This is a genomic window from Parasphingorhabdus sp. W113, assembly GCF_055693205.1.
Genome location: NZ_CM146328.1, coordinates 3,465,006 through 3,485,235, shown reverse-complemented (window position 1 = coordinate 3,485,235; position 20,230 = coordinate 3,465,006). Strand labels below are relative to the sequence as shown.

The following is a 20,230-nucleotide window of genomic DNA, read 5'->3' as shown; positions in this document are numbered from 1 at the left end:
GTCGAGTCCGGATCGGCGCTCCTCATAGAAAGAAAGGCATCGGAAATCCAGCCCTTCGGCGACCAAGGCCGCGATGATCAGGCTTCTGCGCCGGCTTCGAGCTGTTCCAGCAGAAGATCCCGGGCGCGGTTGATCTGGCGGGCCAGCTGTTCATCCCCACCCCGGTCGGGATGATGTTCCGACAGGCGCTGTCGCCAGGCATTGTTGATCGTCGTGACGTCGGCCCGGTCATCGACGCCCAGCAGGGCGCGGGCGCGATCCACTTCAAAGTCGCGCGGTTTCGGTTTGCGATCCGGCTTGCCCCAGCGGGCCTTGAGACCTTCCCAGAAGAACGACCCCCGCCAGACGGCTGCCCCCGCAATCAGCGCCGGGCCGGCGATCCAATTGCCGCCGCGCATGAAATTGACGCCAATCAGGGCAATGGCGACGGCAAGCCAGTCATTGGCCTTCATGGTTTTGGCGTGGCCGGACAATAGCAACGAAGCAATGACGGCACTGCTGAAGATCAGCATGAAGGTCATGGGTCAGGCGACCAGTTTCGGCTTGCCAAAGGCGGGCTTGCGCCCTTCCGGTTGCGGCAGGGCAAGATGCTTGATCAATTCCCGGAGTTCCTGACGGGCGGCGATATGACTGGTCGCGAGCCGCCCGAGATGCTCCTTGTCGAGCATGGTCAGGCCGGCTGGAAATAATTCGCGATAAATGACCCGTTCGCTGAGACCGGGAATGACGCGGAAGCCGACACGCCGCGACAGTTCGGTCAGCGCGTTGACGATGCGCTTCATATTATGCGCTTCGACATGCTGTGTCCGGTTGCGCAAGACCACCCAGTCGATCGAAGTGCCGTCGGCCTGGGCCCGCGCCTTGCGCGCCTCCCAGATCAGTTCGGCGTAAAAGCTCAATTTGCGGACCTTGTAGGTTTCCGGATCGACCTGGCCGATCAGATCGAAATCGACAAAACTGTCGTTAATCGGTGTGACCAGCGTGTCCGCCCGGGTCGCAACAAAGCGGGCATATTTGTCATCGCGGCCTGGCGTGTCATAAAGCAGATAGTCGACACCATGACCGAGCCGCTCCACCAGCTGTTCGAGCCGGGCCAGATTATCCTGATCAAACACTTCGAAAAACGGCTGGGGAATGGTGATTCCGAGCCGCTCCATCGTGGCATGCCGGTTTTCCAGATAGCGATAGAGCGTGCGCTGACGCGGATCGAGGTCGATCACCGCAACCTTATAGCCCTGATAGGCGAGCGCGACGGCGACATGCACAGCGGTGGTCGATTTGCCGGTGCCGCCTTTCTCGTTCGCGAAGACAATATGGTGCGGGCTTTTGTTGATCACGATATTGAAAACCCCCTCACTCCAATGGTTGCGGTGACAGAATGCCGCCAGCTCACCACGGCCCATCCTATCGGCTGATGTTGCTGACAATCCACCGGAATTGCTCTTGCGATAGGTGGACCATCGCCGCATAGTTCGCAACTTATTAGGCGTAAATTCTAGTGATATCGGGACTGACATGCAAATCATAAGACAGCTTGCCCCGCTGCGGGGCGCTCTGGACGGGCTTCGCGATGGCGCGCGGACGGTCGGGCTGGTGCCGACCATGGGTGCTTTGCACGCCGGCCATATGCGGCTCGTCGAGACGGCTATCGCGCAATGCGATGCCGTCGTGGCGTCAATTTTCGTCAATCCAACCCAATTTGGCGAAGGCGAAGATCTCGACGCCTATCCGCGCCAGGAGGCCGCCGACGCGGGCCAGCTCGAGGCGGCCGGCGTCGATCTGCTATGGGCGCCCAGCGTCGACCAGGTCTATCCGCACGGTTTTGCCACCAATGTCAGCGTCAGCGGCGTCAGCACCGGTTTGTGTGGTGGATCCCGCCCTGGCCATTTTGATGGTGTGGCGACGGTGGTGGCAAAACTGTTTAACCAGGTCCGTCCGGACGCTGCCTTTTTTGGCGAAAAAGACTATCAGCAACTGGCGGTCATTCGCAGAATGGCGGAAGATCTCGATTTTACCCATGCGATTGTCGGCGTGCCGACGGTCCGGGATGCCGATGGCCTCGCGCTGTCTTCGCGCAATGCCTATCTGGATCCCGAACAGCGCGCCCAGGCGGTGGCGCTTCCTGACGTCATGAAACGCGCTGCCGAGGCGATCAGAAACGGCGCGGATATTGACGCCATATTGGAGCAATCATGCGCCGAATTGCTGGCGTCAGGTTTTCATAAAGTGGACTATTTCGAGCTGCGCGATGCCGAAACGCTGCAAAATATGACTGATTTTACATCTTCCGGCCGGCTTTTGGCCGCCGCTCATATCGGAACCACCAGATTGATCGATAATATCGCTGTAAGCGAGCGTTAGCGCGGCTTCGGTTAACCTTGCAAAATTGTGTAAAATGTTCGTTTCCGGGCTATTTTCGTCATTTTGGATCAAATAATCGCGATTCGCGTTAACCATTCTTTTAAGAAATTGCGTTGAATGTCCGTGTTGTCACCAGATGTGGTGGCCGAAAACAGGGACTGAAAATTATGGGCAACAGCATGAAAAGCGCAGCCTTCTTGATCGAAAGCCGACTGGCCGAAGCGGCACAGGGAAGCAGCAATGCTTATTTTGAACTCGGCGTGATCTATTCCACCGGATCCGAAGGTGTCGATGTCGATCTGACCGAAGCACATAAATGGTTCAATCTGGCGTCATTGTCCGGTCATGAAGAAAGCAAGGTCTGCCGCGCAGAAATTTCGCTTGAGATGACCGCGCGCGAAATTGCCGAAGCCCAGCGCGAAGCGCGCAACTGGTTGCACGAAACAACCCGCCGCGCCGCTTGATCGTCACCATTTGACTCAGTCCGTTTTCTTGAACGGGCCCATTTCTGCCAGAAATTCGATATCCGCTGCGACCGCCTTGCGTTCGCGCTCGAGATAGTCGGCAATGGCAGTCCGAAAACCGGGATCGACAATATAATGCGCCGACCAGGTCGGCACCGGTTGATAGCCGCGCGCCAGTTTATGGCTGCCCTGTGCCCCCGCCTCGACAAATTGCAGGCCGCGCTCGATCGCCGCGTCAATCGCCTGATAATAGCAAATCTCGAAATGCAGAAACGGGATATCGCGGGTGCAACCCCAATAACGTCCATATAGCGTCGTCTCGCCGACGATGTTTAACGCGCCCGCCACCGGCTCGCCGCCTTGCAAGGCCAGGATCAGCAACAGCTGATCGCCCATTTTCTCTTGCATCAAGTCGAAAGCGCTGCGGGTGAGATAAGGCGTTCCCCATTTGCGCGCTCCGGTATCCTGATAGAAGGTCCAGAAACGGTCCCAATGCGTGTTGCTGATTTCCGTGCCGCGCACATGAACAATCTCGACCGCTTCCTGGGCCTTGCGGCGTTCGCGCTTGATCGCCTTGCGTTTGCGCGAGGACAGCGCAGCGAGAAAGCCATCAAAATCCGCATAATCATCGTTGCGCCAGTGAAACTGGCTGTCCGATCGGATCATCCAGCCGGCCTCGCGAAAATAACCGAGCTGGTCTTCGGTCACAAAGGTCGCGTGGACCGACGAAATCCCGTTATTTTGCGCCAGCTGTTCGGCCGCCCGCAGGATCGGAATGGCCATGCATTCGTCACGCAACAGGATTCGGGGCCCGGGAACCGGAGAAAATGGCGCCGCGATCTGGATTTTGGGATAATATTGGCCACCTGCATTTTCAAAGGCATGGGCCCATTGCTGGTCAAAAATATATTCGCCCTGGCTGTGCGATTTGAGATAGCTGGGCAGACAGGCGACAATCTCTTTGGCGTCATTCTCGATCAGGATCGGCAGGGATTTCCAGCCGGTTCCCGGTCCGACGCTGCCGGATTCTTCCATCGCCGACAAAAAGCCGTGGGAAACAAACGGATTGGCCGATCCCGCGCAGGCGTCCCACTGCGCGGCCGGCAGGCTCGCAATGTCATTCGCAACGCGGGCCAGGACAGCGGAAGGGGGAGATGAAGAATCAGCCATGGAAACAGGATGTTATCAGGTCTCGGCAATCTCATAAACCGGTTCGTCGGCATAGCGGCTCGCGCGCTTCTCCTGCTCGGCCGTGCGCACGGTCCAGGTGACCACGGGAAGCCCGCGCTGGCGATTGGCGGCGGCGAAGGAGGATGGCAGGTCGCGAATGTCATAAGCGAGAAAATCCGGCCGGGCCGTCCACAGATTGCGATGCCGCGCAATGCGTCCCTTGAGGCCCTTGCTGCCTTCTTCAGTGACAACAAGACCACGCACAATATGCGGGGCATTTTTGGCAAACCAGGCACCGACCAGCGGATTGAAGGACATGATGGCGGCGTCGCCGGCATAGCCTTCCAGCGCCCGCCTGACCGATAAACATAACGGTCCTACCCGCCGGTTGCGGGACTTGATCTCGATCAGAATGGGAACGGCACCGGCCACTTGTGTTAATATGGCCTTGAGCCGCGGAATCTTTCCATGGCCATCCCTGAGTTCGATCTGGTCTATCGCATCGGCGCGCAACAAGGCCAGCTCGCGATCCTCTGTTGTCAGCCGCCCGGTTTCAAAATCGTGGAAAACAAAAGCGGTGCCGTCTTCCGCCGCCTGGACATCACATTCGATCCCGTGACCGGCGGCGATCGCCGCGGCAAAGGCGGCCGGGCTGTTTTCAAGAACCCCATTGCCGTGCAGACCGCGATGGGCATAAGGCTGCCCCTTCAGAAACGCGACGCGGCCGGGGTCGGGCGCCGGAGAGAGCCAGTTATCAAGAAGGCGTGATAGCGACAATCGCGTCGACCTCAACCGCCACGCCAAGCGGCAGAGCCGCCACGCCAACAGCGCTGCGGGCATGTTTGCCAGCCGCGCCGAAAATCTCCTCGATCATGTCCGAGCAGCCATTGGCAACCTTGGGATGGTCGACATAATCCGCCGTGCTGTTGACGAACACGCCAAGCTTGACGATCCGCTCGACCCGGGTGAGCGAACCGGTCGCCTGCTTGATCTGCGCAGCGATCATCAGGGCACAGGCCTTGGCGGCTTCCTGGCCTTGCTCGAGCGTCATATTCTCGCCGAGACGACCGGTGATCAGCTGGCCGTTCGCCATCGAGACCTGACCGCTGATATAGAGCAGGCCATCCTGTTCAACGGCCGGCACATAAGACGCAACCGGCGCTGCCGCTTTGGGCAGCGTGATGCCCTTTTCAACCAATTTCCGTTCGATCGCGTCTGTCATGTCTAAGCCTCCAGTGGTTCAGAATTTATTGCGTTACCTGTTCGGCTCCGTCCATCGGCGGTGCAGATTGCCCGTCTTCAAATTTCGACAATATCCACGGCACGGCGTCGGACCACAGATCCCGCCGGTCATGCGCCGCGGGATGGGTCTTGATATGGCGCGCCAAAATCGGTTCGCCGACCATTTGCAAGCGCCAGACATCGGGGAGATGTTCGGCGACGCTCTTGTGCTGATGCCCGAGATCATCGACGAACACGCAAATGCCGGGGTTGCGATCCGCGATAATCGCCTTGAGCGCCTCGCCTTTGCCGCCCTGGTTGCAGAAGACCGGAAAATCGATGCCAACCGCCCGCAATTGCTCGGCCCGCGCGTCGCGGCGATCATCGAGCAGGTTGGTGAGGATCACCACATCGGCGACTTGGGACAGCTGATTGATCGCTTCAACCGCGCCGTCAATCGCGCCCTGGCGGTGCATTTCGCCGTCAAAAAATTCCTTCAGCATCGGCCACACCGCCTCGCGCTCGACCAATGTGCCATCATGTTTGTGGCGCAAAGCATCGACAAAATCGCCGGACTCCAGGTCGAAATGAATATGCTTGTCCTGATCGAGCCATTCGCGAAACGGGACCACCATATGAAGCAGCACTTCATCACAGTCACTGATCAGAAGGGGCTTGCGGTTCATCAATAGTCTCCGGACTGGTTAAGATAGGCGGCCGCGGCGGCCAGCTTGGCAGGCTGCGTGCCAATGGCTTCCGCACAGGCGACGAGATCGGGTTCGTGATTGGCGAGAAATCCGAGCAAAGCAGAGAGCATGGTCGGATCTTCAAGGCCCGAGCGCAGTTCGCGCGGATCCAGTCCGGTCAGCGCCAGCAACCGCTGGGCGCGATCTTCATCCTGCAGCACCCAGCCAAGCGACTGCAATGCCAAAATTTCGACTTCTGCATGGTTAATGTTATTTGTTTCCATCTGGCGTTTCGCCTAAAGCGTTGCAACCGGCTTGAAAAGGGGCAATTTCACTATGGCCAAAAGAGTATTAGTGGTCGAGGATAATGAGCTGAACCTGAAGCTGTTCTGCGATCTTTTGCGGGCGCATGGCTTTGTCGTGGAGCCGGTCAAAGATGGTCGGGAAGTGCTCGAAAAGGCGCGGAGTTTCGTGCCTAATCTGGTGATTATGGACATCCAGCTGCCGCATATCAGCGGGCTTGAGCTGATCGAGCAAATCAAGAAAGACGCCCAGCTCAAGATCATTCCGATCATGGCGGTGACGGCTTATGCCGGCAAAGGGGATGAAGACCGCATTCTGACAGCCGGGGCCGAGGCCTATGTCTCCAAGCCCATATCGGTGGCGAAGTTTATCGAATCGGTTCAGCAAGTGCTGCACCGATAGCCGTTTATCTGTGGGTTGCCATCAAAGCCGTGGGGCCGCGCGGGCCCGGTGGAACCAGTTACTTGATTTTGGCTTCTTTGAATTCGACATGTTTGCGGACCACCGGATCATATTTCCGCTGGACCATCTTCTCTGTCAGATTCCGCGGGTTCTTGCGGGTTACGTAGAAGAATCCGGTATCCGCCGTGCTGACGAGTTTGATTTTTACATTGGCTGGTTTCGCCATGGCGCATTCCTTAGAAGCAATTTGCTGAAAATATGATGCAACGATAAGACCGGTGGTTCGATCCGTGGTCTCCGCCGCGAGTGCAGGCGCTAATGCTGAAAGCCGCTGCCAATGTCAAGAAAAAGCCGCGTGGCGGCTGGCCGTGGCGCGGTTGCTTGCGATAAATTCGCTTTTACCGCTCCTTAACCATGTTTTGCCATGGTCGCCGTGACAACAGGGCGATGTTCATGGATCACGATCAAAAATTACTCATCCACGCAGAAATGCTGAGCTTGCTGGAAGGCATGCCGCCGGCGTTGATTGAATCCCATCCGCTCCAGTTTCTGCTCCATCTCGACCAGATCAGGCAAAAAGCCGCGCGCCACAATCTGTCGGCGCTGCACGATCTGAGCTGTGCGCTCGAAACCGCGCTGCAACAGGCGATGCAAAATGGATCCGGCATGATGGTAGCGTCCTCCTATCTCGAGGTGATGCAGGAATCGCTCCACTGCGAATCCCTGAACGCGGGACAGACGGAAGCGCTGCTGGCAAGTGTTGCGCTGCGTCTTGGCGGCCAACCTTAAGCTGGATTGATGGACGGTTTTCTCACGTCCTTGTTCGCCCTTGCTCTGGCCGAATTTGGTGATCGGCCGCAAATCCTGTGCGCCGCCTTGGCGATGCGCTATGGCAGGATGGCGCCGATTATCTGGGGACTGGGCCTTGCGACTGCATTAAATTGCGTGATCGCGGCGCTGGGCGGCGCAGCGGTCCATGACTGGATCAGCGAAGAACCGCTGCGACTCTTCTATGCGCTGTCCCTGCTGTTTGCAGGGCTTGGCATGGTGGGCTGGCGGCGATCGGTTGATCTGTTGCAGGACTGGACTCTGGGCCCCTTCTGGACGGCGTTTCTGGGCATTTTCATTCTGCAATTTGGCGACAAGGGGCAGTTCATCCTGGCGGCGACGGCGGCCCGGACCGACGCCTGGGCGTTTGCTGCCATAGGGGGCTGGATCGGCGTTATGGCCGCGTGCCTCCCGGCGATTGTCTATCAAGAAAAACTGGCGGCCATGGTCCCGATCAAGCCGATTCGGATCACCGGTGGCGTCGCCTTTCTGATCATCGGCACCGGCCTTGCCTTAAGCGCCTGGGGCATCTTGTAATCGCATCAATCGATCAACATTTGGATAAAGATCGACTAAGCCAATTATACAGAACCAGGTTTTGCGTTGGATAAACTCTGGCACAAGGCCTATCTCGGTCATGGAAACAGATATTCAATGATGGAGACAAATGATGACCAACGGAGACAATGCAACCAAAGCCCTGGCTGAAGCGCTCAATGCCGTGCTCGCTGACAGTTTTGCGCTATATTTGAAAACCAAGAATTTTCACTGGCATGTGTCAGGCCCCCATTTTCGGGATTATCACCTGATGTTTGATGATCATGCTGCCGAAATTCTGGCGACAACCGATCTGATTGCAGAGCGTGTGCGCAAAAATGGCCAGCGCACCCTGACATCGATAGGCGATATTGCCCGGCGCCAGACAGTCACCGACAATGATGACGCCAAAATATCGGCTGACGCGATGCTGGCTGAATTGCGCAACGACAATCTTGCGCTGGTCCAGCAATTGCGGGCCGCCAAGGAACTGGCGGGCGAGGCCGGCGACAATGCAACCGACGGGATTATCGACGACTGGACCGATCAGGCCGAACAGCGCGCCTGGTTCCTGCTCGAGAGTGCCTCGGACGCCTGAACCGGCCCCGATTGCCAAGACATAAAAATAGCGGGCCGAAACCCGCTATTTTTATTGTGATGCTGCCGGCTTTGCGCAGATTGCTGCATGTGCCGGGAAAGCGGTTGGATCCGGTCTATTTGGAAACCAGATTGACCGCAGCGGTTTTGCCGCGCCGATCGACTTCCAGTTCAAATTCCAGCTTGTCGCCTTCCTCGAGGCCGGACATGCCAGCCCGCTCGACCGCCGAGATATGCACAAAGGCATCCGGCTGTCCGTCGTCGCGCTGAATGAAGCCAAAGCCCTTCATGCTGTTGAAGAACTTGACCGTTCCGCTGGCTTTTTCACCGGTGAGCTCGCGCTGCGGTGGCCCGCGATCGGCCGGAGCCGCGACTTCGATAAGGTCGCCTTCAATCTGGATATCGGAAGCGGACACTTTGCCACCCCGGTCGACCAGAGAAAAGCGCAGGCCCTGTCCTTCGGCCAGCCCTTTCAGGCCAGCCCGTTCGACTTGACTGATATGGACAAATACATCCTCGCCGCCGGCATCCTGAACGATGAAACCAAAACCTTTCTGGGCATTGAAGAATTTCACCTTGCCGGTACTTTCTCCAACCACCTGATCCGGCATGCCGCCGCCTGCGTTACCGCCGCGATTGCCGCCACCATAGCTGGTTTCTGGTCTGGTATATCTCTCTACCGGGGGACCACTATCTGCTTGATATCCATCAAAATTTTCATCACCAAAACTGTCACGCTTGTCCCGGCCTCTGCCACGCCGGTTTCTGTCAAAACCCATTCTTCAATCGTCTTTCACTTCGCCCGATAAATATCTTCAAATGTCGAAGCGGACGATGGCTCGATCATTTTCCTGCGCGAATCCCGATTTCGCACGGCGTAACTATATAGAAAAACGGCGACTTATGCGAACAAAAATCCGCATAGGGTTAATTTCCATTCATTCGCGAAGGTCTGAATCGCCTCGTTTAGAAGAACCAGGTCTTCGGATCAGCGATCGGTTCGTGCTTCTGGGCTTTCAAAAGAGCGAGCACCGTGCGGACCAGATACCAGACTGTCAAAGCGATCAAAATCGGAATTCCGATCAGCACAAAGGACAATATGAATCCGATAATGCCGACCACGAACCCGATCAGAAATGTCATGATATGGAACTGCAAATGACTCTCTTCCCAGGTTCCGGTCACCTCATCTTTCCAGACAAAGGCGAGGACCAAACCGACCAGGCTGGAGAGATATAGCAACGAAATGATCGTCGCCTTGTTGAAATCAAAGCCGCCGGCGGCTGGCTGTGGTTGTTGGTCTGGCACGTATTTTCCCCTGGTAAAGCTGCATTCGCTGTTTCCTGTCGCCAATCTATATCTTGCGATTTTCTGGCTGGTCCGGCACATAGCATATCGATGGACTCAATGATGTCAATTTTAACAAAATCAGCGGCTTGCCTTGTTCCGACTCCGGCTTCCGGCCAGGCCCCGATAATCCGAAAAAGCGAGGCATAATGGCGGTTTATTTTCACGAAGAGGATCTTCCTGCTGACGTGCTGGCCGAAGGGCCGGTGGCCGTTGATACCGAGACCATGGGGCTCCAGACGCTCCGCGACCGGCTCTGTCTGTTGCAAATTTCCGACGGCAATGGCGACGAGCATCTGGTGCGCTTCGGACCGGACAGCGATTATGCTGCGCCCAATCTGAAGCGGGTGCTGGCGGATCCAGCGCGGCTCAAACTCTACCATTTTGCCCGGTTTGATCTCGCCGCGATCGAACATTATCTCGGCGTCGAGGCCGGGCCAGTCTTTTGCACCAAGATCGCCTCGCGGCTGATCCGCACCTATACCGACCGCCACGGCTTGAAAGAGCTGGTTCGGGAGTTGCTTGGGCAGGATATTTCGAAACAGCAGCAGTCGAGCGACTGGGGTGGCCCGGTGCTGAACGATGCACAGCGTGACTATGCGGCTTCCGATGTGCGGTTCTTGCATCGTCTGATGGATGAACTGGTGGTTCGTCTCGAGCGCGAAGGGCGCACGGAACTGGCGCAAGCCTGTTTCGATTTTCTGCCGCATCGCGCCCGACTCGACCTTGCCGGCTGGCCTGAAACCGATATCTTCGCGCATGCCTGAGGCGCGCTCCCGTTCACCACAGATTGCTTTCGGCCTGCTATAACAACGGCGCATGATGACTATGACCCCATCTTCCCAGCACGAAAAATCGAAGCGGCAGATATTTGCGTCGCCGGGCAGCACGCATGATCGCAATATCCGCATCCTGCGCATTTTGCTGCCAATCGGCGTAGGCGCCTTGGGGGCGGTACTGGCGCTTGCGCCGTTTACGATGAGCGGCGAAATCAGTTTCGTGCTCGACAAGAATAGCGTGGATGTCGCCAAGGAACGGATGCGCGTGACCGAAGCACTCTATCGCGGTGAAGACAGCGAAGGCCGGCCATTTTCGATCAAGGCCGGATCGGCGGTTCAGAAAAGCTCGCGCGAAGCGGTGGTGGATCTAAGAGACATGTCCGCGCGCATATTGCTGCAGGACGGACCGGCGCAAATCCGGGCCGGGCAGGGGCGCTATGATATGGATCTCGAAATGGTCAATGTCCCGGGTCCGGTTCAGGTCGAGAGCGCTGGTGGCTATCGTCTGACGACCAATGATGTCACCGTCGACCTCAAGGCGCGGACGCTGGAAAGCGAACGGCCGGTCGAGGGGCGCACCAATATCGGGACCTTTCGCGCCGATCAACTGAAGGCCGACATGGCCGAACGGACCGTCACACTGGATGGCAATGCCAAGTTGCGCATTGTGCAAAACGGATTAAGAGGACGATAGATGACCAGACGCACATTTCTTGCGGTTTCAACCGGATTGCTGATCGGCGGGATGGCCTTGCTGAGCCCGGCGACACCGGCGCCGGCGCAGGTGTTTGGCGGACATAACAGCAACGCCCCGGTCAATTTTGACGCCGGTCGGATCGAAGTCCAGGACCGCGCCGACCGCGTCGTGCTGTCTGGTGCGGTGCGGGTGGAACAGGCCGGGCTGGTGCTGAACTCGGCGCGAATGACGGTGGCCTATCGCAACAGCGGCGGCATCGAAATCGACCGCATTGACGCATCGGGCGGTGTCAATATTCGCAAGGGCACGGACACCGCGACCGGTGATGTCGCCATTTATGATCTTAATCGCCGGTTGATCACGCTGGTCGGCGGCGTCACCCTGACCCAGGGCAATAATCGCCTGTCCGGCGGGCGCGTGATCATTGACCTGAATTCCGGCCGCTCGACCATTGACGGCCGCGCCGCTGGCAGCCCGCAAACCGGCACGCCAGGATCCGATGGCCGGGTCTCCGGCACCTTCACGGTTCCCCAGCGCACCGACTGAATTTTCCGGCGACAGCCCTGACCCAGTCCATTGTGCTTATGGTTAATATATTCCAAATCCGACAGATTTGGTGGTGTCCGACCGCGCCAAAAAGAACCATTTTCGATCAATCATGCATAAAGCTTGCCAATTTCGTTTCATTTGGGCCATGTTGTTAACCATTAGACAATGAATTGCGGCCCAAGATGGCGCCAGCAGAAGGAAAATTATGAGCGACGCACCTGTTCTTGACACTCCGGCCATCGCGCCAACGCGATCGGCGATGGCCAGCGATGCCATGGAACATGGCCTGGCCGTCGTCTCGATCGCCAAAAGCTATGACAAGCGGGTCGTGCTATCTGATGTGTCGCTGTCGGTCGGTCGCGGCGAAGTGGTTGGCCTGCTCGGCCCCAACGGCGCCGGCAAGACCACCTGTTTCTATTCGGTCATGGGTCTGGTGCGACCCGATTCCGGACGGATCATGCTCGATGGCGAAGATATCACACCGCTGCCCATGTATCGCCGGGCGATATTGGGCATTGGCTATTTGCCTCAGGAAACATCGATTTTCCGCGGCATGACGGTGGAACAGAACATCCTCGCGGTACTCGAAATGGTCGAGAATGACAAAGCCGTTCGCGCCGAGACGCTCGACCGCCTGCTCGACGAATTCGGGCTGACCGGTTTGCGCAGTTCGCCGGCCATGGCTTTGTCGGGCGGTGAACGGCGACGCTGCGAAATCGCCCGCGCGCTGGCCGCTAGCCCTTCAATCATCTTGCTTGACGAGCCTTTTGCCGGGATTGATCCGATTTCGATCTCGGATATTCGCGATCTGGTCGTGCAATTGAAGAACCGCGGCATTGGCGTCCTGATCACCGATCATAATGTCCGCGAAACGCTCGATATTGTTGATCGTGCGTGCATTATCTATGACGGCCAGGTGCTGTTTGCCGGCAGTCCCGAGGCGCTGGTCGCCGACGAGAATGTCCGGCGTCTGTATCTCGGCGAAGGATTTGCGCTGTGATGACCGCTGACAGCCATAAGAGTCCGATCGACTAATGGCGATGGCCCCCCGCCTCGATTTGCGACAGAGCCAGTCGCTGGTGATGACGCCGCAATTGCAGCAGGCGATCAAGCTGCTGGCCTTGTCCAATCTCGAGCTGGAAACCTATATCGCGACGGAAATCGAGAAGAACCCACTGCTCGATACCGGTGATCTGAATGTCGAATCCAAACCCGATGATGGCGGCCCTTCGGAATCGGGTAGTGATGCAGAGCCGGGGGCCGATCTGCAAGGCAGTGACGAAATCCTGTCGGCCGGGCCCGCCGAAGCTGAATCGGCGATGGATCTGGAGGGCGCTGCCGATCAATATTCGAACAACAGCCTGAGCGCGAGCGATGGCGGCCTCGATGGTACGCTGGGATTGAACGGCGCGAGCAGCAGCAGCGGAGCGATTGGCGGCGAAGCGCCGGACTTTGAAAATATGCTGGTCGCCGAAACCACCTTGGCGGATCACCTGCTCGAACAGGCGGGAGCGATCCTTTCGGGCAGCGACCTGTTCATTGCCAGCCACCTGATCGACCAGATTGACGAATGCGGCTATTTGCAGGCCGATCTTCTCGAACTGGCGCACCGGCTGGGGGTTCAGCTGGACGACGTCAAGCGGGTGCTGACTCATGTCCAGAGCCTCGAGCCGGTTGGTGTGGGCGCGCGCGATCTGTCGGAATGCCTGGCGCTGCAGGCGCGCGAAGCGGACCGTTATGATCCCGCCATGGCGCGGTTGATCGACAATCTGGATGTCCTTGCGAAAGGCGCGCTGCCCCAGCTCAAGCGGATTTGCGGCGTCGATGACGAAGATCTGATGGACATGATTGCCGAGTTGCGGGCCTATGATCCCAAACCCGGCTGCAAGATTGGCGGCGGCGATGTGCAGGCTGTGGTGCCGGATCTGTTCATCGCCGAGCGGCGCGGCGCGTGGCTGATCGAGATCAACAGCGCGACCCTGCCCAAGGTGCTGGTCAACCGGACCTATTATAGCGAGCTGAAAGACGGCGCCCAGGACAAGGCGTCCAAGGAATGGCTCAACGACTGTCTGGCGGATGCCAGCTGGCTCATCAAAGCGCTCGACCAGCGCCAGCGCACGATCATCAAAGTCGCAACCGAGATCGTCAAGCAGCAGGAAAATTTCTTCCGCGAGGGCGTCGAACATCTCCGGCCGCTGACCCTGAAAAATGTTGCCGATGCAATCGAGATGCATGAATCGACGGTCAGCCGGGTGACGTCCAACAAATATCTTTCCTGCGCCCGGGGGACGTTCGAGCTGAAATATTTCTTCACCAGCGGTATCCAGTCGTCAACCGGTGGCGAGGCGGCGTCGGCGGAGGCGGTGAAGAGCCATATCAAGGCGCTGATCGACAATGAGGATCCCAAGAAGATCCTGTCCGACGACAAGCTGGTGGCGCTGCTCAAGGACAAGGGCTTTGACATTGCCCGCCGGACGGTGGCCAAATATCGCGAAGCGCTGGGCCTCGGCAGTTCGGTGCAACGGCGCCGGCAAAAGGCGCTTGAAGGCAAGGCTGCCTAGGCCGCAGCCAGCCCGGGTCTAGCGCAAGACCTTGCGCAAGACGACAAACTCCAGGGCATCGGTTTTCGGCAGCCCGTAGCGGGGGTCGTCCATCGGAAACGGCCGGGTTTCGCCGGTGCGCGCATAGCCACGGCGTTCGTAATAGGCGATGAGATCGGTGCGCTGACCAATCACCGTCATCTCGATGGCGGGCGCCTGCCAATGGTCCTGGACATAGGCTTCGCCGGCTCGCAGCAGAAGCTTGCCAAGCCCGGCGGCCTGGCGCTCCGGATCCACGGTCAGCATGCCGAGATAGGCGCAGTCTTCCCGTTGTCGTGCAAGCTGGACACAGCCGTTGATCGGTTCTGCCGTGCTGGCATCATCACCGGTTCTGGCCACCAACATGACCTGCCGAGGGTCCGAGAAAATCGCTTCCAGCGCGGCTGTGTCGGTGCGCTGCCCGCCGAGCAGATCGGCTTCATGGGTCCAGCCCTGCCGCGCGCTGTCGCCGCGATAGGCGCTCTCGATCAGCGCGTGCAGCGCGGCAATATCGTCCGGATCGGCGGGCGCGATCTTCATGCCAGTCGCACCCCTTCGGCCTCGAGCACCTGTTCGGCGACCAGCATGGCCTTGACCACGACGCGCTTTTCCACCTCATCAATCGGCAGCCGCAGCAATTCGAGCCGATAGCTTTTGCCGTCATCGCATTGCAGCACAAAACCGCCGGCATCGCGGATCAGCAGCCCGGCATATTCATCTTCGGCGGTTGGTGCCTTGTCGATCATCGTGCTGCCTTGCCGTGCCCTGCTCAGGCCGCGGCCAGCAAGGTTTCGCTGAGCGCCCAAAGCCGTTCAGCGTCATCATCATCGGCAATATGCGGCGCACAGTGAAGATAGGGCGGCGAGTCCGCGGCCATGAGTTGCGCGACATCGCAATCCTCGCAATAGAGCCCGTGCTTGCCATCCAGCATCGGCGATGTCGCCGCCCACAGGGTGGTGGTGCAGCCCTGGGTCGTGGTTTTGAAAATCTTGGCTGCGGTCTCGCTGATTTCGCCATCTTCGCCGAGCCAGCCCAGCGCGATCTGTTCTTCCTTGGGCAAATGCCGCTGCAACGGGGTGAAAATTCCCCCGGGATGCACCGAAAATGCGCGTCCGCCAAAATCTGCCATGCGCCGGCTCAGGCCATTGGCAAACAGCGCATTGGCGCTCTTGGCCTGGGCATAGGCAACCCATTTATCATATGCGCTATTGTCGAACTGGATGTCGTCCCAGAGGATGCCGTTGCGTTTATGCGCGATCGAAGACAGCGCGACAACCCGCGGGCTGTCGGCCTTTTCCAGCAGCGGCATCACCGCCGTCGTCAGCGCAAAATGACCCATATGATTGATGCCGAACTGGCTTTCCCAGCCCGGCCCGACCCGGTCCAGCGGGCAGGCCATGACCCCGGCATTGTTGATCAGCAGATCGAGCCGGTCGAGCTGGTCCGTCATCGCATCGCCAAAGCGGCGCACCGAAGCCAGATCGGACAGATCCATGGTCGCCGCGGCCACGTCACCCGCAACACCGGACAGATTATCCGCCGCTTTGGCTTCGTCGCGCACCGGAACGATGACCTTCGCGCCCTTGCTCGCGAGCGCGCGGGTGGTTTCCAGACCGATGCCGGAATAGCCGCCGGTGACAATCGCGGTCTTGCCGGTCAGGTCAATGGCGGCCAATATATCCTGCGGTTCACTCTTGGGCGGAAAGCCGGAGCCAAGCGGTTTCTGATCTGCTGCTGCCATAAACTGCTCCTGCGCATCATGAATTGGCGACCTGACAACCCGCCCCTGCCGGCGCTGCTTGTCGCAAAATTATAGTCAGGCCTTGGTCCCCACTATTTCGGAAACCGGCATATATTCATAGCCCAAATCCTCGGCAACCGCGCGGTAGGTGACCTGACCGTTCCACACATTAAGGCCCTCGGCGAGGTGCAGATCATCGCGCAGCGCGGCTTTCCACCCCTTATTGGCAATGGCCAGCGTGTGGGGCAGGGTGACATTGTTGAGCGCATAGGTCGATGTTCGCGATACCGCGCCGGGCATGTTGGCGACACAATAATGGACAATATCATCGACCACATAGGTCGGGTCCTGATGGGTGGTGGCTTTCGAGGTTTCAAAGCAACCGCCCTGATCAATCGCGACATCGGCGAGCACCGCGCCGGGGCGCATGGTCGACAGCATCGCGCGACTGACCAGTTTCGGCGCTTCGGCCCCGGGGATCAGCACCGCGCCGATGACCAGATCGGCCTCGGCGACACATTCGGCGAGATTGGCCTTGTTCGAAAAGCGGGTCTTGGCGCGGGCTTCGAAATAATTGCCGAGGCTTTCGAGCACATCGGGATTGCGGTCGAGAATCGTCACATCGGCGCCCAGGCCAGCGGCCATTTGGGCCGCGTTGAAACCGACCACGCCGCCGCCGATGACGGTGACCTTGCCGGGGGACACACCGGGAACCCCGCCGAGCAGAATCCCGCGCCCGCCATGGGCTTTTTCCAGCGCTGTCGCGCCGGCCTGGATCGACATCCGGCCAGCAACCTGACTCATCGGCTTGAGCAGCGGCAGGCCGCCCGAACCGGTCACGGTTTCATAGGCGATACAGGTCGCCTTGGATTTCACCAGATCCGCGGTCTGGTCCGGATCCGGGGCGAGGTGCAGATAGGTGAACAAGATCTGGCCTTCGCGCAGCATCGCCCGCTCGGGGGCCTGCGGCTCCTTGACCTTGACGACCATTTCGCAACGTTCGAAAATCTCTGCAGCCGTCGCCGCTATGGTTGCCCCCGCGTCCTGATATTCCGTGTCTTCCGCGCCGATGCCCAGTCCGGCACCGGTTTCGACCAGAACGTCATGGCCATGGGCGGTCAGCTCGCGGACGGACTCGGGGGTCAGACCGACACGATATTCGTGATTCTTGATTTCTTTCGGGGTTCCAACACGCATGGGGAGGCTCCTGTCCTGTTCGACTCTGTTGCGGTATCACACGCCAAGCCCGATGCCACGCGCGGGCCTGCTACGCAATAAAATTACATCATTCAGCAATTTTCCGTACCGGCACTGGCACGGTGCAAATATTCCCATAGCCGCCATGGGCATCAATATATTGGAGCAGGGACGGGCTGTAGCTGGCGAGATATTCGTAGCGCGGTTGCTGGGCAATCGGCAGTTCGCTGGCGAGGCGCAGCGACTGAATCGGAATATGCTCCGCCTTGGTCGCGTAAAAGCCGCCGGGTTTGGTGCCAAGCGGCAGGTTGGTGACATGTTCCAGGCCATTAATGACCCGGCCAACCAGGCCGAATGTACCATCCAGCCCGCGCGCCTCGACCCCGGTGATGATCGAGATTTCCGATCCGGTGCCGGTATCGGGCGGATCATAATGGGCCGGCGACAGCGAACCCCGGCACATCAAGGCATAGCTTTGTCCGTTCTTGCTGCCGACTGGCCAGCCGCCGCCAAAGCCGACTTTTGCGCCATAATTTTCATAGATGATTTTCATCAGCGGACGAATGGTGGTGCCCTGATATTGGTTGCTATAATTGACCGCCGCTTTCAGCGCCGCCATATCGGTATCGCGCCGCGCGCCGATCGCGGCGTTAAAATATTCGCTCTCCGGCACCGTCTCGAGATTTTTCGGCATCGGCTTGGACTGGGGCGTGCCGCCAAACTGGGTGACAAAGCCTTTCGCCACGCGATAGATTTTGGTGTCATCCCACCACCGCGCTTTGGCGAGCTTGCGGACATTGCGCACATGACCACCGGAAAACTTGGCCGGGAGCAACTGGATCACCGCCTGGCGTGGCTGGCCCTCGGCATCGTCCGGCAGGGTCAGGATCATCAGGTCGGTCACCGGGATCGGGATCCAGTGCTCCGCCGGCGCGGCGGCCAGAACCTGTTCCGGCGTCAGCGCCGGACTCTCGTCCCGCGCCCGCGCCGGGGCGCTGATCAGCAGACCGGAAGCACCAAGCAGGGAAAGCGCTATTCGGATAGAAAAGGCCATGATATCAAACAGTTCCTTTTTCAAAGTTCACACATATCACAGGGTATTTCCGTATTTGATGAGAAGCGGTTTCGCAGTGAAAGTTCACACATGTCACACGGGTCTGTTTCGCAAATAACAGCGCGCGGGCCGGTCGGGAAAGGGAGTCCATCATGGGTGGAATTTAAACCTTTCGATCATTGTAGGAAAGTAAAACTTCCCTTGTGCTCCCGCGCAGGCGGGAGTCTCTCTCCGATCAGTAAAACCACAGGCCGGGCGGGAGATAGATTCCCGCCTGCGCGGGAATACGGACAGTGCAGTGTTGATGCTATTCCGCTGCCACCCGCCGCACCGGCACCGGGATATTGCAGATATCGGCGCCGCCCGCTGGCTTGATGAAAAACGGATCGCGGCGATTGGCGCGGGCATCGGCATAGCGGGCAAAGGTCTCGCTGGCGGTGTCGAGATATTCGAACCGCGGTTGTTCGGCCGCGGGCAGGGCGTCACCCTGGCGAATTGCACGGATCGGCACGCGCTTGCTGGCATCAGCATAAAAGCCAAGCTGCCCCTTGCCGCGTGGCAGGCTGGAAAGATGTTCGATACCTTCAATTATCCGCCCAACCACCGCGATATTGCGATCAAGATGGCGCGGCGCATGGCCGATCACGGTGTAGAGTTCGGCCCCGGTGCCGGTATTGGGCGAGAGATTGCGGCCGACCCCGACAGCACCGTAGCAGTGGATGGGCCATTTCCCTTCTTCGGTTTCATCGAAGGCAATTGGCCATCCTTTTTCAAAATAATCGCCATCCAGTACATAGGGTGTTTCGCCAATAGCCGGCTGCGGGACATCTGCACCATCAGGGGCGTTGTTTTCCTCGCCGATACGATTCATTTCCCAGTTAAAGTGATCCTCGAAAAGCTTTAGTAGCGCCTTGACTTCTGTGGGCCCGGGTTTGAGCGCATACGCACTCTCCGGCACCAACTCCAGATCCTCCGGCAAAGCCTTTTGCTCGGTCTCCCCCGATTCCGGATTATCGTATCCGGCATCGCCCCATTGCACGACATAATTGTCCTGCACCCGGTTGATGCTGGTGCCGTCCCAGAATCGCGCCGCGGCGAGCTTGCGGATATTGCGGATCCAGCCCTGCGAGAAGGGCTCCGGCATCAGCTGGATGATCACCCGCCGCGCCTCTCCCTGCGCATCCGGTTCGAGATCCATGACCATCAGATCGCGCGCCGCAATGCTTTGCCAGTCGCCCGCCGGTGCGGCATCGACAATTGCATTGGGGCTGGGATGGGGTTTTTCGGGCAGCGCCTGGGCTGCAACCGGAGACAGGCCGACGATGGCGGCAAGCGATATGAGCAGCGAAATTCTCTTCATCTTTTTCGGTCCTGTCCTTGGTCTCGGGGCGGTTCCGCACATGCAGTCTCCCCGGCTGCGATGATTATCACGACCCTAGGCGCACACAAGCCCTTGCGAAAGACCGTTTCGCGCACTAGGGGAAGCGGCGCTGCCAGAATTTCGACCATGGAATGATTCTGGCGTGCATTGCGGAGCCGTGGCAGAGTGGTCGATCGCGCACGCTTGGAAAGCGTGTATAGGGCAACCTATCGAGGGTTCGAATCCCTCCGGCTCCGCCATTTTTCATTACAATATTGAGAATGCTGATGTGCATGATCGATGGCAGCGCAATTGTCCGATGTGTTCACCATATGTGAGGCCGCAACGCCGACTTGGT

27 protein-coding genes and 1 tRNA gene are annotated in these 20,230 nt (G+C 58.6%); 12 read left to right on the top strand and 16 right to left on the bottom strand.

Annotation, left to right across the window (positions count from 1 at the left end; translation table 11 throughout):
* Positions 1–77: 77 nt before the first annotated feature.
* Both ACZ1GS_RS16940 and ACZ1GS_RS16935 read right to left on the bottom strand, forming a co-directional pair.
* Complete coding sequence (locus ACZ1GS_RS16940) at positions 78–521, bottom strand: J domain-containing protein (protein ID WP_472696335.1); 444 nt, start codon at positions 519–521, stop codon at positions 78–80.
* Positions 522–524: 3 nt separating this feature from the next.
* Positions 525–1,337: a division plane positioning ATPase MipZ gene (locus ACZ1GS_RS16935; RefSeq protein WP_472696334.1), complete on the bottom strand. Its 813-nt coding sequence runs from the start codon at positions 1,335–1,337 to the stop codon at positions 525–527.
* A 178-nt stretch (positions 1,338–1,515) separates the two neighbouring features.
* On the opposite strand from ACZ1GS_RS16935, the gene panC reads away from it, so the two are divergent.
* A complete protein-coding gene (panC, locus tag ACZ1GS_RS16930; RefSeq protein ID WP_472696333.1) occupies positions 1,516–2,361 on the top strand; it encodes a pantoate--beta-alanine ligase in 846 nt (281 codons plus the stop codon).
* 167 nt (positions 2,362–2,528) lie between these two features.
* Positions 2,529–2,825, top strand: coding sequence for a hypothetical protein (locus ACZ1GS_RS16925; RefSeq protein WP_472696332.1), 297 nt, complete (start codon positions 2,529–2,531; stop codon positions 2,823–2,825).
* Positions 2,826–2,840: 15 nt separating this feature from the next.
* On the opposite strand, the gene ACZ1GS_RS16920 is transcribed toward ACZ1GS_RS16925, so the two are convergent.
* From ACZ1GS_RS16920 to ACZ1GS_RS16900, 5 genes are read right to left on the bottom strand one after another with little or no spacing between them, the layout of a single operon-like run.
* Positions 2,841–3,995, bottom strand: a complete 1,155-nt coding sequence (locus ACZ1GS_RS16920; protein WP_472696331.1) for a GNAT family N-acetyltransferase — start codon at positions 3,993–3,995, stop codon at positions 2,841–2,843.
* A gap of 15 nt (positions 3,996–4,010) precedes the next feature.
* Positions 4,011–4,787, bottom strand: a complete 777-nt coding sequence (locus ACZ1GS_RS16915) for a glycerophosphodiester phosphodiesterase family protein (protein ID WP_472696330.1) — start codon at positions 4,785–4,787, stop codon at positions 4,011–4,013.
* The gene (locus tag ACZ1GS_RS16910) at positions 4,750–5,217 is read right to left on the bottom strand and encodes a RidA family protein (RefSeq protein WP_472696329.1); all 468 of its coding nucleotides are present in this window, start codon (positions 5,215–5,217) and stop codon (positions 4,750–4,752) included. Before ACZ1GS_RS16910 ends, ACZ1GS_RS16915 begins: the two co-directional genes overlap by 38 nt.
* 25 nt (positions 5,218–5,242) lie before the next feature.
* Positions 5,243–5,902 (bottom strand): HAD family hydrolase, encoded by a 660-nt coding sequence (locus ACZ1GS_RS16905; RefSeq protein WP_472696328.1) that lies wholly within the window; start codon positions 5,900–5,902, stop codon positions 5,243–5,245.
* Positions 5,902–6,186, bottom strand: a complete 285-nt coding sequence (locus ACZ1GS_RS16900; RefSeq protein WP_472696327.1) for a DUF3572 domain-containing protein — start codon at positions 6,184–6,186, stop codon at positions 5,902–5,904. Before ACZ1GS_RS16900 ends, ACZ1GS_RS16905 begins: the two co-directional genes overlap by 1 nt.
* Positions 6,187–6,238: 52 nt before the next feature.
* Here ACZ1GS_RS16900 and ACZ1GS_RS16895 point away from each other — a divergent pair, with 52 nt between their 5' ends.
* Positions 6,239–6,607: a response regulator gene (locus ACZ1GS_RS16895; protein WP_472696326.1), complete on the top strand. Its 369-nt coding sequence runs from the start codon at positions 6,239–6,241 to the stop codon at positions 6,605–6,607.
* 58 nt (positions 6,608–6,665) lie between these two features.
* Here ACZ1GS_RS16895 and rpmG read toward each other — a convergent pair whose 3' ends face one another.
* The gene (gene rpmG, locus ACZ1GS_RS16890; protein WP_066741431.1) at positions 6,666–6,833 is read right to left on the bottom strand and encodes a 50S ribosomal protein L33; all 168 of its coding nucleotides are present in this window, start codon (positions 6,831–6,833) and stop codon (positions 6,666–6,668) included.
* Between the two features lie 227 nt (positions 6,834–7,060).
* Here rpmG and ACZ1GS_RS16885 point away from each other — a divergent pair, with 227 nt between their 5' ends.
* The 3 genes from ACZ1GS_RS16885 (at position 7,061) to ACZ1GS_RS16875 (ending at position 8,570) form a co-directional block, all read left to right on the top strand.
* Complete coding sequence (locus ACZ1GS_RS16885; RefSeq protein WP_472696325.1) at positions 7,061–7,396, top strand: hypothetical protein; 336 nt, start codon at positions 7,061–7,063, stop codon at positions 7,394–7,396.
* Positions 7,397–7,405: 9 nt separating this feature from the next.
* A complete protein-coding gene (locus ACZ1GS_RS16880; protein ID WP_472696324.1) occupies positions 7,406–7,972 on the top strand; it encodes a TMEM165/GDT1 family protein in 567 nt (188 codons plus the stop codon).
* A gap of 130 nt (positions 7,973–8,102) precedes the next feature.
* On the top strand, positions 8,103–8,570 hold the full coding sequence (locus ACZ1GS_RS16875) for a Dps family protein (RefSeq protein WP_472696323.1): 468 nt from the start codon (positions 8,103–8,105) through the stop codon (positions 8,568–8,570).
* 115 nt (positions 8,571–8,685) lie between these two features.
* Here the strand turns inward: ACZ1GS_RS16875 and ACZ1GS_RS16870 are convergent, their stop codons facing one another.
* Positions 8,686–9,348 (bottom strand): cold-shock protein, encoded by a 663-nt coding sequence (locus tag ACZ1GS_RS16870; protein WP_472696322.1) that lies wholly within the window; start codon positions 9,346–9,348, stop codon positions 8,686–8,688.
* A gap of 187 nt (positions 9,349–9,535) precedes the next feature.
* A complete protein-coding gene (locus ACZ1GS_RS16865; protein WP_472696321.1) occupies positions 9,536–9,877 on the bottom strand; it encodes a DUF4870 family protein in 342 nt (113 codons plus the stop codon).
* A gap of 188 nt (positions 9,878–10,065) precedes the next feature.
* Between ACZ1GS_RS16865 and ACZ1GS_RS16860 the strand changes: the two genes are divergently transcribed.
* The 5 genes from ACZ1GS_RS16860 (at position 10,066) to rpoN (ending at position 14,502) form a co-directional block, all read left to right on the top strand.
* Positions 10,066–10,683, top strand: coding sequence for a ribonuclease D (locus ACZ1GS_RS16860; protein ID WP_472696320.1), 618 nt, complete (start codon positions 10,066–10,068; stop codon positions 10,681–10,683).
* Between the two features lie 61 nt (positions 10,684–10,744).
* Complete coding sequence (gene lptC, locus ACZ1GS_RS16855; RefSeq protein ID WP_472698163.1) at positions 10,745–11,389, top strand: LPS export ABC transporter periplasmic protein LptC; 645 nt, start codon at positions 10,745–10,747, stop codon at positions 11,387–11,389.
* Entirely contained in the window at positions 11,390–11,938 is a 549-nt protein-coding gene (locus ACZ1GS_RS16850) for an LptA/OstA family protein (protein WP_472696319.1), read from the top strand.
* A gap of 262 nt (positions 11,939–12,200) precedes the next feature.
* Entirely contained in the window at positions 12,201–12,941 is a 741-nt protein-coding gene (gene lptB, locus ACZ1GS_RS16845; RefSeq protein WP_472698162.1) for an LPS export ABC transporter ATP-binding protein, read from the top strand.
* A 34-nt stretch (positions 12,942–12,975) separates the two neighbouring features.
* On the top strand, positions 12,976–14,502 hold the full coding sequence (rpoN, locus tag ACZ1GS_RS16840; protein ID WP_472696318.1) for an RNA polymerase factor sigma-54: 1,527 nt from the start codon (positions 12,976–12,978) through the stop codon (positions 14,500–14,502).
* A gap of 18 nt (positions 14,503–14,520) precedes the next feature.
* On the opposite strand, the gene ACZ1GS_RS16835 is transcribed toward rpoN, so the two are convergent.
* The 6 genes from ACZ1GS_RS16835 to ACZ1GS_RS16810 form a co-directional block, all read right to left on the bottom strand.
* The gene (locus ACZ1GS_RS16835; protein ID WP_472696317.1) at positions 14,521–15,060 is read right to left on the bottom strand and encodes a GNAT family N-acetyltransferase; all 540 of its coding nucleotides are present in this window, start codon (positions 15,058–15,060) and stop codon (positions 14,521–14,523) included.
* Positions 15,057–15,266, bottom strand: a complete 210-nt coding sequence (locus ACZ1GS_RS16830) for a DUF5818 domain-containing protein (RefSeq protein ID WP_472696316.1) — start codon at positions 15,264–15,266, stop codon at positions 15,057–15,059. Before ACZ1GS_RS16830 ends, ACZ1GS_RS16835 begins: the two co-directional genes overlap by 4 nt.
* Before the next feature lie 23 nt (positions 15,267–15,289).
* On the bottom strand, positions 15,290–16,261 hold the full coding sequence (locus ACZ1GS_RS16825) for an oxidoreductase (RefSeq protein WP_472696315.1): 972 nt from the start codon (positions 16,259–16,261) through the stop codon (positions 15,290–15,292).
* A gap of 75 nt (positions 16,262–16,336) precedes the next feature.
* Complete coding sequence (gene ald / locus ACZ1GS_RS16820; protein ID WP_472696314.1) at positions 16,337–17,458, bottom strand: alanine dehydrogenase; 1,122 nt, start codon at positions 17,456–17,458, stop codon at positions 16,337–16,339.
* 88 nt (positions 17,459–17,546) lie between these two features.
* Positions 17,547–18,512 carry a peptidylprolyl isomerase gene (locus tag ACZ1GS_RS16815; RefSeq protein WP_472696313.1) on the bottom strand — a complete coding sequence of 322 codons (966 nt, stop codon included), beginning with the start codon at positions 18,510–18,512 and terminating at the stop codon, positions 17,547–17,549.
* A 307-nt stretch (positions 18,513–18,819) separates the two neighbouring features.
* Complete coding sequence (locus tag ACZ1GS_RS16810; RefSeq protein WP_472696312.1) at positions 18,820–19,872, bottom strand: peptidylprolyl isomerase; 1,053 nt, start codon at positions 19,870–19,872, stop codon at positions 18,820–18,822.
* Between the two features lie 172 nt (positions 19,873–20,044).
* Here ACZ1GS_RS16810 and ACZ1GS_RS16805 point away from each other — a divergent pair.
* Positions 20,045–20,132 (top strand) — tRNA-Ser (locus ACZ1GS_RS16805).
* Positions 20,133–20,230 lie beyond the last annotated feature (98 nt).